The sequence below is a fragment of the Allorhizobium borbori genome, assembly GCF_014196535.1.
GTDB classification, from domain to species: domain Bacteria; phylum Pseudomonadota; class Alphaproteobacteria; order Rhizobiales; family Rhizobiaceae; genus Ectorhizobium; species Ectorhizobium borbori.
The window spans coordinates 188,385-202,830 of record NZ_JACIDU010000003.1 but is presented as its reverse complement, the minus strand read 5'-3'; the positions used below and the strand labels follow the sequence as shown (position 1 = coordinate 202,830).

Here is a 14,446-nt window from a genome sequence, read left to right as displayed (position 1 = left end):
TTACCTTCATAAATGCTTCCTTTGCCGCGATATTCCGCGAAACTGCGCTTTCCCTCACGCACGGACTTTTTTCATGGACGCTAGTCACGAGAAGCTGTCGAGTTTCCCCGCCTTTTTCAAGGTTGCGGGCGAGCGTGTTGCCGTGTTTGGAAATGGCGACGAGGCCTATGCCAAGGCCCGCTTGCTGGCGAACACTCAGGCGCGCATCGTGGCGTTTACGGATGAACCGGAACCGGCCTATGCCGGTTTCCTCGCGGAACATTGCATCGAGCGCGTCTGTGACCTGTCCTTGCGTCATGACCTCTCGGTCTTTCGCCTCGTCTTCGCCGCGACTGGCGACGAAAGCTTCGATCGGCTGATCGTTGCAGCGGCGCGGGCCGTTCGCGTTCCGGCGAATGCTGTTGACCAGCCGGATATGTGCGATTTCTATACGCCGGCGCTCGTATCGCGTGCGCCGGTTGCGGTTGCCATCGGCACGGAAGGGGCGGGTCCTGTTCTGGCGCAGATGATCCGCATGACGATCGACCGTCTGCTGCCCGCATCCCTCGGGCGTCTGGCGCGCCTCGCCGTCGATTATCGTCAGGCGGCGGAACATCATCTGCCGCGCGGCGCCGCGCGGCGCAGTTTCTGGCAGAACTTCTTTTCCGGTCCGGTGGCGGAAGCCGTCGAAGCGGGCGATCTGCACGGCGCGCGAACCGAAGCTGAGCGTCTCCTGAGCGCCGATCACGTCCAGCCGGGCCGGGTGTTCCTTGTCGGGGCAGGGCCGGGCGCCGAAGATCTTCTGACGCTCCGCGCCCACCGCCTGCTGATGCAGGCCGATGCCATTGTTTATGATGCGCTGGTGCCGCAGGCGCTGGTCGATATGGGCCGCCGTGATGCCGAGCGTTTCCCGGTTGGCAAGCGCAAGGGCTGCCATTCGAAGACGCAGGACGAAATCAACCGCCTTCTCGTGGCGCTTGGCCGCGAAGGCAAGCGTGTCGTGCGCCTCAAATCCGGTGATCCCCTTGTCTATGGCCGCGCGGCCGAGGAAATGGATGCGCTGCGGCAGGCCGGTATCGGCTATGAGGTCGTGCCTGGCATTACCTCCGCCTTTGCCGCCGCCGCCGATTTCGAATTGCCGCTGACGGTGCGGGGCGTTGCCTCCTCGCTCATTTTTACCACCGGTCATGATCTCGCCGGAGACGTTTTGCCGGATTGGGCAAGCCTTGCCATTTCCGGCGCAACGGTTGCCGTCTATATGGGCTCCACCGTTGCGGCTTCTGTCGCGGAACGGTTGATGCAGGTTGGCCTGGCTCCGGAAACCCCAGTTGCGGTAGTGGAAAACGCCAGCCGTGCCGACCGTCGCCTGCTGCACGGCACGTTGAAGGATCTGCCCGATCTGGCTGGCCGTGACGACCTCTCCGGTCCGGTAATGGTCATCATTGGCGAGGCGGTCGCGGGCGGCCGTTTCGATCATTCTGAAAATCTTGCCGCGAAACCTGTTCTCGCGGCCACGCTTGTGGAGACCGACCAATGACAGCCAAAGTCCTGACGGCGAACCGCCTGACCGACGGAATAGCCGTGTGGCTCGATGCCGCCGGCGTATGGTCGGAAGATCTGCAGCAATCACTGGTGGCTCGCCACGAAGAGGCCGTTGCATCGCTGGAAGCCATCGGTAAGCGCGACTTCGCCGCAAACCGTGTTGTGGACGTGGCTGTGGTTGATGTCGAGGAAATCGACGGCAAGCTTTGGCCGATCCGCATGCGCGAACGCATCCGCGCTGCCGGGCCGACCGTCGCATATGCTTCCGGCTTCAAGGCCGCCGATCCTGAATTCATTGCCCCCTGAGGATAGCCATGTATCGTTACGATGAGTTCGACCGCGACTTCGTTCTGGCCCGTGTCGATGAGTTTAGGGATCAGGTCACGCGCCGTCTGTCCGGCGAACTGGCTGAGGATGCCTTCAAGCCGTTGCGGCTGATGAACGGCGTCTATCTCCAGCTTCACGCCTACATGCTGCGTGTCGCCATTCCCTATGGCACCCTGAACGCCCGCCAGCTTCGGATGCTCGCCCACATCGCCCGCCGCTACGACCGCGGTTATGGCCATTTCACCACGCGCCAGAACATCCAGTACAACTGGCCGGCACTTTCCGATTGTCCCGATATTCTGGCGGAACTGGCGACCGTCGAGATGCACGCCATCCAGACTTCGGGCAACTGCATCCGCAACGTCACGTCCGACCAGTTCGCCGGTGCCGCCGCCGATGAGATGGCCGATCCGCGCCCGTATGCGGAAATCCTGCGGCAATGGTCGACGGTTCATCCGGAATTCTCGTTCCTGCCGCGCAAGTTCAAGATCGCTATCACCGGTGCGGAGCATGACCGGGCGGCCATCCAGTTCCATGACATCGGCCTGCATCTGAAGAAGAACGACAAGGGCGAACTCGGCTTTGCCTTCTATATCGGCGGCGGGCAGGGGCGCACGCCCTTTGTTGCCAAGAAGGTCGCCGACTTCGTGCCGGAAGCCGACCTTCTGACCTACACGACCGCGATCCTGCGCGTTTACAATCTCCATGGCCGCCGCGACAACAAGTACAAGGCGCGCATCAAGATCCTCGTGCATGAGACCGGCGTCGAGGAACTGACGCGGCAGATCGAGGCGGAATTTGCGGCGTTGAAGGGCGGCGAACTCAGCCTGCCGCAAGCCGATATCGACGCGATCGGCGCCTATTTCGCGCCGCCGGCACTTGGCGAGCGCCCGGAAGGCTGGGAAAGCCTGGCGCGTTGGAAAAAGGCGGATGAAGACTTCGCCCGCTGGGTGGATCGCAACGTCCATCCGCACAAGCACCCGGACTACGCCTCCGTCACCATTTCGCTCAAGCCCATCGGCGGCATTCCCGGCGACGCGACGGATGCGCAGATGGACGCCGTGGCGGCGATTGCCGAGGACTATGCCTTCGATGAAATCCGCGTGACGCATGAGCAGAACCTCGTTCTGCCGCATGTGGCGCTTGCCGATCTGGAACCGGTTTACCGCGCCCTTCAGGCCGCCGGTCTCGCCACTGCCAATGCCGGTTTCATCACGGATATCATCGCCTGTCCGGGGCTGGATTATTGTGCGCTTGCCAATGCGCGCTCCATTCCACTGGCTCAGGAGATTTCGGAACGCTTCGGCTCCGCCGCGCGGCAGGCCGAAATCGGCGATCTCAAGATCAAGATTTCCGGCTGCATCAATGCTTGCGGACATCACCATGCCGGCCATATCGGTCTTCTGGGAGTGGAGAAGAAGGGTGCCGAACTCTACCAGATCACGCTGGGTGGTTCGGCTGACGAGCACAGCTCCATCGGCGAAATCATCGGTCGCGGCTTTGAGCCGGAAAAGGTGACGGACGCCGTTGAAAAGATCGTTGATACCTATCTCGGCCTGCGGTTGGCGGATGCGGAAACCTTCCTGGAAGCCTATCGCCGCGTTGGCCCGAAGCCCTTCAAGGAAGCACTTTACGGCGGCTCCCCGGCGGAAGCGGCATAAGGAAAAGACCATGACCCGTATCTGGACCGACAAGACCGGCTTCGCCGAAAATGACCCTTACGTCATCGAGACGGAGGAGCGGAAAGCCGGTGAAGGTGAAGTGGCCGTGCTCGATCTCGCCACCTTCCTGACACACGTAGTGGAGAGCAACGAAAGTGACCTCGCTGTCGTGCTGAAACCGGCGGACGATGTGCGTGCGCTGGAACCCTATATCGACCGCATCGCGCTTGTCGCTGTCACCTTCCCGGCTTTCAATGACGGGCGTGGTTTCAGCCAGGCGGCCCTGCTGCGCCAGCGGTTGGGCTTTACCGGTGATCTGCGTGCGGTGGGCGATGTGCTGCTCGACCAGATCCCGCACATGCTGCGCACGGGCTTCTCCAGTCTCGCCATCACGAATCCGGTTGCCATCGCCCGGCTGGAAGCGGGCAAGATGCCGGGTATTGCCCAACACTACCAGCCTTCGGTGAAGCCGGAGGCGGGCGGCGCCGGCTATAGCTGGCGGCGTCGCGGTTAAGTTTGAAAACATAAGAAAAATTATATGCTTTCACCGTAACGTTGACGAAGATCAAGGGCGCGGTGCCTGCATTAGGCTAAATATGACACGTCTATGCGAGGATCGCATGCCTGTCATATAGGGCAGGATTGTTGACCTTTGAAGGCAGCTTTTGTATGGCTTTGCCATATTCAGGCGACGTGAAATGACGGTGCGCCCGCCGCAGCCATATTCCTGAAACATGAGCCGCCCGGAAGGCGGTGGAAAGCCAAGACGAACAGGACCGGACATCCATGAATGCTCCCGCCAAGACCGAAGAATTCGCCACCAACCTGCCCGCCGGCGTTTATGCCGAAACGGTGCTGAGCGTGACGCATTATACCGACCGCCTGTTCCGTTTCACCATGACGCGGCCTGCCGGCTTCCGCTTCCGCTCGGGTGAATTCGCGATGATTGGCCTCGTTGTGGATGACAAGCCGCTCTATCGCGCCTATTCGATCGCCAGCCCCGCCTGGGCTGAGGAACTGGAGTTCTTCTCCATCAAGGTTGCTGATGGCCCGCTGACCCAGCATCTTCAGAAGATCAAGCCCGGCGACAAGGTGCTGATGCGCAAGAAGCCGACGGGTACGCTCGTTCTCGACGCCCTGACCCCTGGCAAACGCCTCTATATGTTCTCGACCGGTACGGGCATCGCGCCCTTCGCGAGCTTGATCCGCGATCCGGAAACCTATGAGAAGTTCGAGGAGGTCATCCTCACCCATACCTGCCGTGAAGTGGCCGAGTTGCAGTATGGCTTCGATCTCATCAACGAGATCAAGGCCGATGAGATGCTGAGCGAAATCGTCGGCGACAAGCTGAAGCACTATGCGACAGTGACCCGCGAGGATTACCCCTTCAAAGGCCGCATTACCGATCTTATCGAAAGCGGCAAGATGTTCGCCGATCTCGGCGTTCCACCGCTAAACCCGGAAACAGACCGCGGCATGCTGTGCGGCTCCATGGCGATGATCAAGGACACCGCCGCCCTGCTGGAGAAGGCCGGCCTGACCGAAGGCGCCAACAACAACCCCGCCGAATTCGTGATCGAACGCGCTTTCGTCGGTTGACGGGTTTGCAGAGCAGAGCGCTATGCTGAAGGGCGGCCATGGCCGCCCTTTGTCGTTTCACCGCTGCGCCTTCTTCCACTTTGTCACCAACCGCTCGCGCTTGAGGCGGGAGAGGCGCTGGAGCCAGAAAATACCGTCGAGTTGGTCGATCTCGTGCTGGATGCAAACAGCGTGGAATCCATCGGCCGCTTCGTCGTGGAATGCACCATCGAGATCCTGATAGCGCACCCGGATCGATGTCGGTCGTTCCACTTCCTCCACCGCACCGGGCATGGAAACGCTGCCCTCGTTGTGAATGATCGTGGCCTTCGAAGACTCGAGGATCTCGGGGTTCACATAGATCCGCAGGCCATCGTCTTTCGAAAGCTCCAGCACGAAGATCCGGGCATCGACGCCGATATGGGCGGCAGTGATGCCGACGCCAGGGGCCGCGCGCATCGTCTCGGCGAGATCGTCGGCCAGGGTCCGGAGCGTCCCGTCGAATACGGTGACCGGCGCACAAACCTTGAACAGGCCGGGGTTGGGATAGCGAAGAATGGTGCGGATGGTCATGGCGTCTCACCTCTCTGATCCCGGTTTCCTGCCGCATTTCGTTGCGTTGCACAAGGCGCCGCAAAAGGAAGAACCGCGTTTCGCAGTTTCTTGCTATGCGGTTGTTGACAATATGCTTTTTGACGCCATTCTCCACACGTTCGCCGAAGGCGGGCGTTCGGTGCAATGGACGAAAACGGGGAGGGCGGCTGATGACGGAAACCGCAAAGGAAGCCGATCGCTCGCCCGCCCCCGGCCTTGAGGACATCTATACGGAAGACGGCTCGGTCCGTCAGGACTTTCTCGCGCTGGTCGGTGCCGCGATTGCTGATCGGGATGTGCTGTTCCTTCGGCAGAAGGTTGCCAAGCTGCACGAGTCGGAACTCGGCGATCTTCTGGAAGCGCTGTTGCCGGAGCAGCGCCTCGCGCTGGTTCACCTGCTTGGCGATGATTTCGACCTGACCGCGTTGACGGAAGTCGACGAGGCGATCCGCCTCGAAATCGTCGATCAGCTTTCCAACGCCCAGATTGCCGCCGCTATCGGCGATCTCGATTCAGACGACGCCGTCTACATTCTCGAAGACCTCGATCACGAGGACCGGGAAGACATTCTGGCGCAATTGCCGTTCACGGAGCGTGTGCGTCTGCGCCGTGCGCTGGATTACCCCGAAAGCTCGGCCGGTCGCCGCATGCAGTCGGAATTCGTCGCCGTGCCGCCCTTCTGGACGGTTGGGCAGACGATTGACTACATGCGCGAGGATGATGGGCTGCCAGAGCGCTTCACCCAGATCTTCGTCATCGATCCCACGTTCAAACTGCTCGGTTCGGTCGATCTAGACCGCATTCTGCGTGCCAAGCGTCAGGTCCGGATCGAAGATATCATGCATGAGACGACCCACTCTATCGCCGCCGATATGGACCAGGAAGAAGCGGCGCAGATCTTCGAGCAATACGACCTCCTTTCCGCAGCCGTGGTGGATGAGAATGACCGTCTCGTTGGTGTCCTTACCATTGACGATGTGGTGGACGTCATCACGGAAGAGGCGGATGAAGATATCCGTCGCCTCGCCGGCGTGGGCGATGAAGAACTGTCGGACAGCGCCGTTTCCACCGCGCGTTCCCGCGTGCCGTGGCTTCTGGTGAACCTTGTGACGGCCTTCTGTTCCGCCAGCATCATCGGCCTTTTCGATGCTTCCATCGAGAAGATGATCGCGCTGGCCGTGCTGATGCCTATTGTTGCCTCCATGGGCGGTAACGCCGGCACGCAAACGATGACGGTGACGGTGCGTGCTCTGGCCACCAAGGATCTCGATATCTATAACGCGGCCCGTATCGTGCGCAGGGAGGCCGGCGTTGGCCTGATGAACGGCGTCGTCTTCGCCATTCTGCTGGGTATCGTGGCAGCCTTCTGGTTTGGTAATCCGCAGCTCGGCGGAGTCATTGGGGCTGCAATGATCATCAACATGATGGCGGCAGCGCTTGGCGGCATTCTTGTACCCCTGCTTCTCGACAAGCTGAAAGCCGACCCTGCCATTGCATCCTCCGTTTTCGTGACGATGATTACGGATTGCGTCGGCTTCTTCGCTTTTCTGGGTCTCGCAACCTGGTGGTTCAGCATTCATTGAGGCGACTTCGGTCACATGGCGCCTGCGGTCAATTGACTGTTACGTAAAGGTCAATGTATCATCCGGGTGTCGTAAATGAATGTGGGGCCGCAAGCCCCCAACTCAAGACGCCGCCATTGTCCGCATTTGGGCAGGAAGGCTGGCCGGGATGAACAGATGGTCGTGCACAAATTCTACAGTATCAGCGAACTGACCAAGGAGTTCGGTGTTTCCACCCGTACGCTTCGTTTTTACGAAGACGAAGGCTTGATCCATCCGGAACGCCGAGGCCGCACGCGGCTTTATCGCGCTGCCGACCGTCGCTTGCTGATGGAGATCCTGCGCGGTCGCCGCATCGGTTTCACCGTGGCGGAAATCCGCGAAATCGTGCAAGTCTACAAGTCACCGCCGGGTGAGGTGGGCCAGCTCAAGTTGCTGATGAAGAAGGTCGATGAAAAGCGGGCTGAACTGCGCCAGAAGCGCAAGGATATCGAGGAAACGCTGGCGGAACTCGACAACGTGGAAGAAGCCTGCCTGACCCGCATGGCCGAAATCGGTGTAGGCACCTAAGCAACGTGCCTTACAGCCAGCGCGGGGTGCGGCGGCAATAGCGTTCGAACTCCGCCCCGAAGCGGGCGAGAAGGTGCATTTCCTCCCGACGGACGGAAACCAGTGTCATTACCATGACCGTAAGCATCGCCGCGATGAAGAACCACGCATCCGACGTCAGCAAGCCGCAGCCGACCAGCGTCAGGATATAGCCGAGATAAATCGGATTGCGTGTGAAACGGAAGGGACCGCGCGTGATGAGGTGTCGGGCCGGTCGGTTCGGTAAAATGGCAGTATCGCCGCCGCGCATGGTGAATACTGCCCACACCCCGACAAAAATTGCAAAGGCAATCAGTGTGGCGCCGATAGCCTCGGAAGTAAAACCGCCGGCCATCGCCAACGGTGCGACTTGGCGAAGGATAAACCCCGCGATCAGTGCAATCGCGAAATGAATGGGCGGCCACGGAAAGTTTTGTGGCTTAATATGAAAGGCATCAACAGCGATATTCATTGCCGTCTCCACATCATTCGGCAACAGATGAACACGATTCGGCGATTCCGCCAATTCGTTCATCTTCATTTGGATTAATTTTGCCTTCCAGGAAGGGCGTCAAGAGGTCCTGTTCACCCAGTTTGTCCAACGTACAGCCACAGAAGCGCGTGCAGAACGCGGCTTCATTGCCACCCTGCGTGCACGAGATCTGGCAGGAGCCGAGGTACGACTGCACGGGGTCCGGCTTCGGAGCCGGATAGACGAGCGAGGCGAGATAGACCACTGCGATCAGGACCGGTTGATGCACGAGATAGAACAGCAGGCTGTGGCGACCGGCCAGCATCAGCAGACGCGGCATGTTGCGCCATTCCGCCATTTTTTCCAGAAAGCCGAAACGGATGCTGAGCCGGGCGGCGGCAATCCCAATGAGAACGGGCGCGATCCAGGGCAGCAGGGGCACGTAGTCGTTGGAGCGCTGCGGTGTTTCCGCAAGGCCCAGCCAGAGCAGCCAGAAACCGTCGAAAGCGGGCGAGCGAAGGTAGAGCGGCGCTGCAATCGCCGCAACAGCGGCAATCAACGTGACGATGACCGACAGGCGCAGGAAGGCAAGGCCGATGAGGCTGGAAACGGCAATGGCGTGCAGGATGCCGAAATAGATTGCTGCACCCGGAAAGGCGAAGGACGTGACGGCTGTAATGGCCAGCGCGGACGCCGCCACCATGCCCAGCCGCTTGCCGAACGAGCGCCAGCGCACGCCGTGAATATGAGCGAGCACGAGGCTGAAGCCGACGAGAAACAGAAAGGACGAGGCGATGCCGCGCGCGTACAGCTTCCACAGGCCCTGCGTTGCCGTTCCCGGTTCGAGATAGCCGAAGAATTCGAGATCCCAGGTGAAGTGGTAGGAGGCCATGGCCAGGAGGGCCAGCCCGCGAGCGGCGTCCGGTAAGGGAATACGTCGCGAGGCCTGTATTTCCGTACCGCTCATCCGTTGCTTCCCGTTTTAACGCCAGAATCTCCACATCCGGCTTGGGCGATGCCACTTTCGAGACATGGGGCCGGAGTGATTGGGTGCCTTTTCAAATGCCCTGAACCGCGGCAATTTCAAGGCAGTGTCGTAGCGGCCCTGTCATAGTTGTTGATAAGTCGGACTGCTCAATCGAGGATCGCCAGGCGCGCGCGGGAAAAGAACTGACGCCGGATCAGGATCACGATGATGAAGACGGTACTGGCCATGAACATGGTGGGCCCGATGAACCAGCCGAGATAGCCGATGGACAGGAACAGCGCCCGCAGACCGGCGTTGAAGTGGCCCGCAGCGATAATATTCATCTGTACCACGCGTTCCACCCGGCGCTGAGCCGCTTCCATATCAGCTTCGGCGTCCTTCGTCATCGGCAGGCCGCCGAACAGAATGGTGCAGTAGTTGAACAGTCGGTAGGACCAGCCGAACTTGAAGAAGGAATAGCCGAAGAGCGCCGTCAGCCCCACCACCTTCAGTTCAAAGGCCCCGCGTCCGGCATAGGTGACGAAGGAGAGGTCCTTGAATACCGCCTCCACCTGCTGCGTCGCGCCCAGAAGCGCGAAACAGCCGCCGATGGCGAAGATGGAGGTTGAAGCAAAGAAAGCCGTGCCGTTCTGAAGCCCGGCGAGGATCTGCGTATCGATCATGCGCAGGTCGCGTTTCAGCGCATTTGTCATCCATTCGCGCCGCTTTTCAATCATGGCCCGTGTCAGGCTGGTGCGCTGGAGAAAGCGCTTTCCCGACGTTACCCAGGAAAAGGTCGTCCAGAGAAAGAAGAAGAGGGCGAGGGCGATGAAATCGAGCGTGGTCATGAATATCCCATGGCGAACGTGCAAAAGATATGCAGCAGACGCTTCGATCCGGCAATAGCGTTGTTACGTCAATATTTTGGACCGAAATGGGGCGCTGTTGCCTTGCATTAGGAGAACGATATGTAATTCGCAAGCCGTTGATTTATCGTGAAGTCATGTTCCCAATGCATAGCTGGACGGCAAATATGGTCACAGTTCTGCCTTTTTTGACTGTTGTCACGGTTACGAAATTTTAATAGATGAAAGGCCATGACGCCGCCAATGCGGACGTCCTGTTCCGAATCTGGAGTCATCATGGAAGACACCGTGCAGAAGTCTTGCTGGGGCGTGACCGCTCGCGCCCTTTTCGCAATCGTCGGCCTCATGGCCGTTGCGTTCCTTTTCGGCGGCATCTGAATTTCGTGCAGGCAGGATTGCATTCGGTGGCGCAGGCCCATTCAGGGCCGCGCCATTTTCTTTTCAAGGGCGCGTGGAATCGAGGGCTTTCAGCTCTGGCGCATTTGGGGCAGTATTGGGTGGATCAGCGCCTGATCCGGATGCCCGTACCGCCATGTTCCTTTCCGTTTTCGATGTTTTCAAGATTGGCATAGGCCCTTCCAGTTCCCATACGATGGGACCGATGACGGCGGCCAACCGCTTTCTCGACGATCTTTTGCTGACCGGCGCTGCCGGAAAGGCGAGGCGGCTGAGCGTCAGCCTCCATGGCTCGCTGGCCTATACCGGGATCGGCCACGGCACGGGGCGGGCGGTCATTCTGGGACTGACGGGCGAACGCGCCGAAACGGTTGACCCGGACACGATGGATCCGAAGCTTGCCGAAGTTGCGGGTACTGGCCAGGTTCATCCGCCCAGGCACGGGGCCTATGCCTTCGATCCTGCCATCGACCTTGTCTTTGATCGAGCCGTTGCCTTGCCCGGCCACGCGAATGGCATGATCTTCCGCGCGCATGATGCGACGGGTGAACTCGTCCTGCGGCGGGTTTATTATTCGATCGGCGGCGGCTTTGTGTTGACCGAGGACGAACTGGAAACGTGGCGGATCGCAGGCGGCAAGGCAGCGGTCGCCGATGTTCCCTATCCCTTCGCCAATGCGCGGGAAATGCTCGCCATGGCCGCCGCATCCGGCCAGAGCATTGCTGCCATGAAGCGCGCCAATGAAGAATGTCGTATGGAGCCCGCCGTGCTGGACGCTCGTCTGGACGCCATCTGGGCCGCAATGGCGGGCTGCATCGACCGTGGTCTGCGGCAGGGCGGTATCATGCCGGGTGGGCTGAAGGTTCGCCGCCGTGCCCGTGACATGCTAGAGCGGCTGGAAACGGAATGGCGCAACAACCGCCCCAATCCCCTGCTCGCCAATGATTGGCTGAGCGTTTATGCCATGGCCGTAAATGAAGAGAATGCCGCCGGCGGCCGTGTCGTGACCGCGCCGACCAATGGTGCGGCGGGCGTCATCCCGGCGACGCTCAGGTTTTTCCTGCGCTTCAACGCGGAGGCCGGATGTCCTGAGGTGCGGGATTTCCTGCTCACCGCCGCCGCAATCGGCGGCATCATCAAACACAATGCCTCGATCTCCGGTGCAGAGGTCGGCTGTCAGGGAGAGGTCGGGTCAGCCGCCGCCATGGCGGCGGCCGGGCTCGCCGCTGTTTTGGGCGGTACCCCTGCGCAGGTGGAAAATGCCGCCGAGATCGCGCTGGAGCATCACCTCGGCATGACCTGCGATCCCGTGGGTGGCCTCGTTCAGGTGCCCTGTATCGAACGCAATGCCATGGGTGCGGTCAAGGCTGTCACGGCGGCATCTCTTGCGCTGAAGGGCGACGGATCCCATTTCGTGCCGCTCGATGCCTGCATCGAGACGATGCGGCAGACCGGGCTCGACATGAGCGAGCGCTACAAGGAGACTTCGACGGGTGGGCTGGCGGTCAATGTCGTCGAATGCTGAGTTCCATGCCTTGTGGAGCAGTGCGCCGGCGACCTTGACCGAAGCGGAGAAAAGGAATTCAAAAAGCCTATGACGCTCCACATGATCAAGCTATGCGTCGGGGCCGACAGCGTCACCGACCTCAAGGAATGGGTTGCCGATCGTGCGCTCACGGCTATGGCTGCCGGATTGGAGCCGCATAGCCGCCACCGCACCCGGATGATGCCGAAGCGCGCCGAGGAGATACTCGATGGCGGGTCGCTTTATTGGGTGATCAAGGGGCAGGTGGCCGCGCGGCAGCAGATCCTTGGACTGGACGCGGTCCAGGGTGCGGATGGCATTTCCTATTGCGATATCGTGCTGGCACCGAACGTCATCGAAACCGCGCCGCAGCCGAAACGGCCCTTCCAGGGTTGGCGTTATTACAAGGCCGAGGATGTGCCACGCGATCTCGGTGCGCAGACTGGCGAGGCGGAAATGCCGGAGGCGTTGCGCCGGGAGCTTGCCGAACTCGGCCTGCTTTGACGCCCGAAATCAGCGCAGGCGCAGGTGGACAGGCCGGCGGCCGCCCTGAATGGAAACGTGGAGATGGACGTTCACCTCGGGCTGACTGCTGCGCCAGGCGCGTGCGCCGTGGCTGACGAGCAGAGTAACGAGATCCTTCGTTCGGGCCTTGGGCTTCATGAGCCCGAATTCCGCAATCCGCAGCGCAGCTTCGTGCAGCGGGTGAAGGGAGAAACCGCCCTGAAGGCGGGCCTTGCCCGGAACGCTTTCATTGTTTGCCATTGCAAGCCTCGTTTACGCAATACAGATCGAGGATACCGGGAACGTCATGCCCGAAAGAAAAGGGCAGGCGCATTGAGTTTTTGGCCAGGGCGCCCGACCACGACGCCCCCGACCTGGCCTTACTGGAGAGATGCCCAGCAGTTGATGCCCTTCTTCTTTAATTCGTTGCAGGCGTTCACGGCTGCCTTCTGGTCACCGAAGCCGCCGAAGCGAGCGCGGTAGATCTGCGAACCGTTGGCGTTGAAGGCCACGGTGAACGGTGTTGCGGAACGAAGAACCGGGCCCCCCTTGTCCTTGGCGGACTGCAGCAGGTCCATGGCGGCACCCTTGTCAGGAGCAGCGCCGATCTGGATCACCCAGCCGCTGTCGGCACTGACAGCGGAGGTGCGCGTGGAAGCCGTCGTCGTGCGGTCGACATCAGGCACTTCGGATTTCGACGTCACGCCGGGAAGCTGGGCCGGCACGCGCGCGGAGCCAAGCGCAGCGGCAACCGGTGCGGAAACCTTGATCTGTGCCTGACTAAGCTGCGCAACATAGGCCGACTTTGCGTCGTTATCGGCGGAGTAACGATTTTCCGGAACCGGAACGGCCGCAGGCAACGCAGGTGCGGTCGATGCCGCCACCTTGGCCAGAGACGGTGTTGCGGAAACCGGCGCTGCGGCCTGACGCACCGGCTCATCAGCAACCGGAGAGGCGGGGCGGATCGCTGCGATCTGGTCGCTGTCCTTGATCGGCCCGCGCGAAGCCTGAGGCATGTAGGTTGCCACGAGATTGCGCATTTGCTGGTCGCGGGCACCACCACTCTTGCCACCCATGACGACGCCGACGATCGACCGGCCGTCGGCCTGCGCGGAGGTCACAAGATTGAAGCCGGCTGCGCGGGTGTAACCCGTCTTGATACCGTCGACACCGCGCACATTGCCGAGAAGGCGATTGTGGTTGCCGATGACCTGCTTGCCGAAAGCGAAGCTGCGGGTGGAGAAGTAGCCGTAATACTGCGGAAAATGCTGGCGAAGAGCAAGGCCGAGGCGAGCCTGATCGCGCGCCGTTGTCATCTGCGCCGTGTTCGGCAAGCCGTTGGCATTGCGATAGGTGGTGCGCGTCATGCCAAGCGCATGGGCCTTGTTCGTCATCATCTGAGCGAAGCGGGCTTCGGACCCCCCGATCAGTTCACCCAGGGCGGTTGCCATATCGTTGGCAGAACGGGTGACGAGCGCCAGAATGGCCTGCTCGACCGTTACGGAGCCACCCGCGCGCACACCCAACTTGGACGGAGGTTCGGCAGCAGCGTTCTTTGACACCGGGACCGACGTCGTCAGCGAGATCCGTTTGGCTTCCAGAGCCTCGAATGTCAGGTAGAGGGTCATCATTTTGGTGAGTGAAGCCGGATAGCGGAGGCTATCGGCATCTTCACTGTAAAGGACCTTGCCGGAACGTGCATCGACCACGATGCCAGCATATTTCGGGTCGGCACTTGCGGGAGATGCAGTCGCCGAAATCACAAGAAATGCCGCCGTCGCCATTCCTGCAACCTTGGTGACAACCGCATGAAAACGCTTGCCGGCGGATTCGCTCGAAGATGCCTTGAACACCACTTTACTCATTTACTGTTGCGTACTTTTCC

The 14,446-nt window shown here is 60.6% G+C and carries 15 protein-coding genes; 9 read left to right on the top strand and 6 right to left on the bottom strand.

The window, feature by feature from the left end:
- The first annotated feature begins 73 nt into the window (after window positions 1–73).
- The 5 genes from cysG (at window position 74) to GGQ66_RS05075 (ending at window position 5,108) form a co-directional block, all read left to right on the top strand.
- Entirely contained in the window at window positions 74–1,516 is a 1,443-nt protein-coding gene (cysG, locus tag GGQ66_RS05095; protein ID WP_183790093.1) for a siroheme synthase CysG, read from the top strand.
- Window positions 1,513–1,827: a DUF2849 domain-containing protein gene (locus GGQ66_RS05090; RefSeq protein WP_183790091.1), complete on the top strand. Its 315-nt coding sequence runs from the start codon at window positions 1,513–1,515 to the stop codon at window positions 1,825–1,827. The genes cysG and GGQ66_RS05090 overlap by 4 nt, the downstream gene beginning before the upstream one ends.
- 8 nt (window positions 1,828–1,835) lie before the next feature.
- Window positions 1,836–3,509, top strand: coding sequence for a nitrite/sulfite reductase (locus GGQ66_RS05085; protein ID WP_183790089.1), 1,674 nt, complete (start codon window positions 1,836–1,838; stop codon window positions 3,507–3,509).
- A 10-nt stretch (window positions 3,510–3,519) separates the two neighbouring features.
- On the top strand, window positions 3,520–4,023 hold the full coding sequence (locus tag GGQ66_RS05080) for a DUF934 domain-containing protein (protein ID WP_183790087.1): 504 nt from the start codon (window positions 3,520–3,522) through the stop codon (window positions 4,021–4,023).
- A gap of 272 nt (window positions 4,024–4,295) precedes the next feature.
- The gene (locus GGQ66_RS05075; protein ID WP_183790085.1) at window positions 4,296–5,108 is read left to right on the top strand and encodes a ferredoxin--NADP reductase; all 813 of its coding nucleotides are present in this window, start codon (window positions 4,296–4,298) and stop codon (window positions 5,106–5,108) included.
- A gap of 57 nt (window positions 5,109–5,165) precedes the next feature.
- Here GGQ66_RS05075 and GGQ66_RS05070 read toward each other — a convergent pair whose 3' ends face one another.
- A complete protein-coding gene (locus GGQ66_RS05070) occupies window positions 5,166–5,660 on the bottom strand; it encodes a peptide deformylase (RefSeq protein WP_183790083.1) in 495 nt (164 codons plus the stop codon).
- 191 nt (window positions 5,661–5,851) lie between these two features.
- Here GGQ66_RS05070 and mgtE point away from each other — a divergent pair, with 191 nt between their 5' ends.
- Window positions 5,852–7,264: a magnesium transporter gene (gene mgtE / locus GGQ66_RS05065; RefSeq protein WP_183790081.1), complete on the top strand. Its 1,413-nt coding sequence runs from the start codon at window positions 5,852–5,854 to the stop codon at window positions 7,262–7,264.
- Between the two features lie 156 nt (window positions 7,265–7,420).
- Window positions 7,421–7,813: a MerR family transcriptional regulator gene (locus tag GGQ66_RS05060; protein ID WP_183790079.1), complete on the top strand. Its 393-nt coding sequence runs from the start codon at window positions 7,421–7,423 to the stop codon at window positions 7,811–7,813.
- Between the two features lie 10 nt (window positions 7,814–7,823).
- Here GGQ66_RS05060 and GGQ66_RS05055 read toward each other — a convergent pair whose 3' ends face one another.
- The 3 genes from GGQ66_RS05055 to GGQ66_RS05045 all read right to left on the bottom strand — a co-directional run bounded on the left by GGQ66_RS05055 (window position 7,824) and on the right by GGQ66_RS05045 (window position 10,118).
- A complete protein-coding gene (locus tag GGQ66_RS05055; protein ID WP_183790077.1) occupies window positions 7,824–8,303 on the bottom strand; it encodes a methyltransferase family protein in 480 nt (159 codons plus the stop codon).
- Between the two features lie 13 nt (window positions 8,304–8,316).
- Window positions 8,317–9,270, bottom strand: coding sequence for a heparan-alpha-glucosaminide N-acetyltransferase (locus GGQ66_RS05050; RefSeq protein WP_183790075.1), 954 nt, complete (start codon window positions 9,268–9,270; stop codon window positions 8,317–8,319).
- Between the two features lie 167 nt (window positions 9,271–9,437).
- Window positions 9,438–10,118: a DUF599 domain-containing protein gene (locus tag GGQ66_RS05045; protein WP_183790073.1), complete on the bottom strand. Its 681-nt coding sequence runs from the start codon at window positions 10,116–10,118 to the stop codon at window positions 9,438–9,440.
- Between the two features lie 550 nt (window positions 10,119–10,668).
- On the opposite strand from GGQ66_RS05045, the gene GGQ66_RS05040 reads away from it, so the two are divergent.
- Window positions 10,669–12,057: an L-serine ammonia-lyase gene (locus GGQ66_RS05040; protein ID WP_183790071.1), complete on the top strand. Its 1,389-nt coding sequence runs from the start codon at window positions 10,669–10,671 to the stop codon at window positions 12,055–12,057.
- Between the two features lie 69 nt (window positions 12,058–12,126).
- Window positions 12,127–12,561 (top strand): DUF1489 family protein, encoded by a 435-nt coding sequence (locus tag GGQ66_RS05035; protein ID WP_183790069.1) that lies wholly within the window; start codon window positions 12,127–12,129, stop codon window positions 12,559–12,561.
- Between the two features lie 9 nt (window positions 12,562–12,570).
- Here the strand turns inward: GGQ66_RS05035 and GGQ66_RS05030 are convergent, their stop codons facing one another.
- Window positions 12,571–12,822 (bottom strand): hypothetical protein, encoded by a 252-nt coding sequence (locus tag GGQ66_RS05030; RefSeq protein ID WP_183790067.1) that lies wholly within the window; start codon window positions 12,820–12,822, stop codon window positions 12,571–12,573.
- Window positions 12,823–12,941: 119 nt separating this feature from the next.
- Window positions 12,942–14,426 carry an SPOR domain-containing protein gene (locus tag GGQ66_RS05025; protein WP_183790065.1) on the bottom strand — a complete coding sequence of 495 codons (1,485 nt, stop codon included), beginning with the start codon at window positions 14,424–14,426 and terminating at the stop codon, window positions 12,942–12,944.
- Between the last annotated feature and the right edge of the window lie 20 nt (window positions 14,427–14,446).

Bases quoted from the DNA above. Each gene is read 5' to 3' on its own strand.
- GGQ66_RS05030 (WP_183790067.1), bottom strand. From the start codon at position 12,822: ATGGCAAACAATGAAAGCGTTCCGGGCAAGGCCCGCCTTCAGGGCGGT.
- GGQ66_RS05040 (WP_183790071.1), top strand. From the start codon at position 10,669: ATGTTCCTTTCCGTTTTCGATGTTTTCAAGATTGGCATAGGCCCTTCC.
- GGQ66_RS05035 (WP_183790069.1), top strand. From the start codon at position 12,127: ATGACGCTCCACATGATCAAGCTATGCGTCGGGGCCGACAGCGTCACC.
- GGQ66_RS05045 (WP_183790073.1), bottom strand. From the start codon at position 10,118: ATGACCACGCTCGATTTCATCGCCCTCGCCCTCTTCTTCTTTCTCTGG.
- GGQ66_RS05060 (WP_183790079.1), top strand. From the start codon at position 7,421: ATGGTCGTGCACAAATTCTACAGTATCAGCGAACTGACCAAGGAGTTC.
- GGQ66_RS05075 (WP_183790085.1), top strand. From the start codon at position 4,296: ATGAATGCTCCCGCCAAGACCGAAGAATTCGCCACCAACCTGCCCGCC.
- GGQ66_RS05055 (WP_183790077.1), bottom strand. From the start codon at position 8,303: ATGAATATCGCTGTTGATGCCTTTCATATTAAGCCACAAAACTTTCCG.
- GGQ66_RS05025 (WP_183790065.1), bottom strand. From the start codon at position 14,426: ATGAGTAAAGTGGTGTTCAAGGCATCTTCGAGCGAATCCGCCGGCAAG.
- GGQ66_RS05085 (WP_183790089.1), top strand. From the start codon at position 1,836: ATGTATCGTTACGATGAGTTCGACCGCGACTTCGTTCTGGCCCGTGTC.
- cysG (WP_183790093.1), top strand. From the start codon at position 74: ATGGACGCTAGTCACGAGAAGCTGTCGAGTTTCCCCGCCTTTTTCAAG.
- GGQ66_RS05090 (WP_183790091.1), top strand. From the start codon at position 1,513: ATGACAGCCAAAGTCCTGACGGCGAACCGCCTGACCGACGGAATAGCC.
- GGQ66_RS05050 (WP_183790075.1), bottom strand. From the start codon at position 9,270: ATGAGCGGTACGGAAATACAGGCCTCGCGACGTATTCCCTTACCGGAC.
- GGQ66_RS05080 (WP_183790087.1), top strand. From the start codon at position 3,520: ATGACCCGTATCTGGACCGACAAGACCGGCTTCGCCGAAAATGACCCT.
- mgtE (WP_183790081.1), top strand. From the start codon at position 5,852: ATGACGGAAACCGCAAAGGAAGCCGATCGCTCGCCCGCCCCCGGCCTT.
- GGQ66_RS05070 (WP_183790083.1), bottom strand. From the start codon at position 5,660: ATGACCATCCGCACCATTCTTCGCTATCCCAACCCCGGCCTGTTCAAG.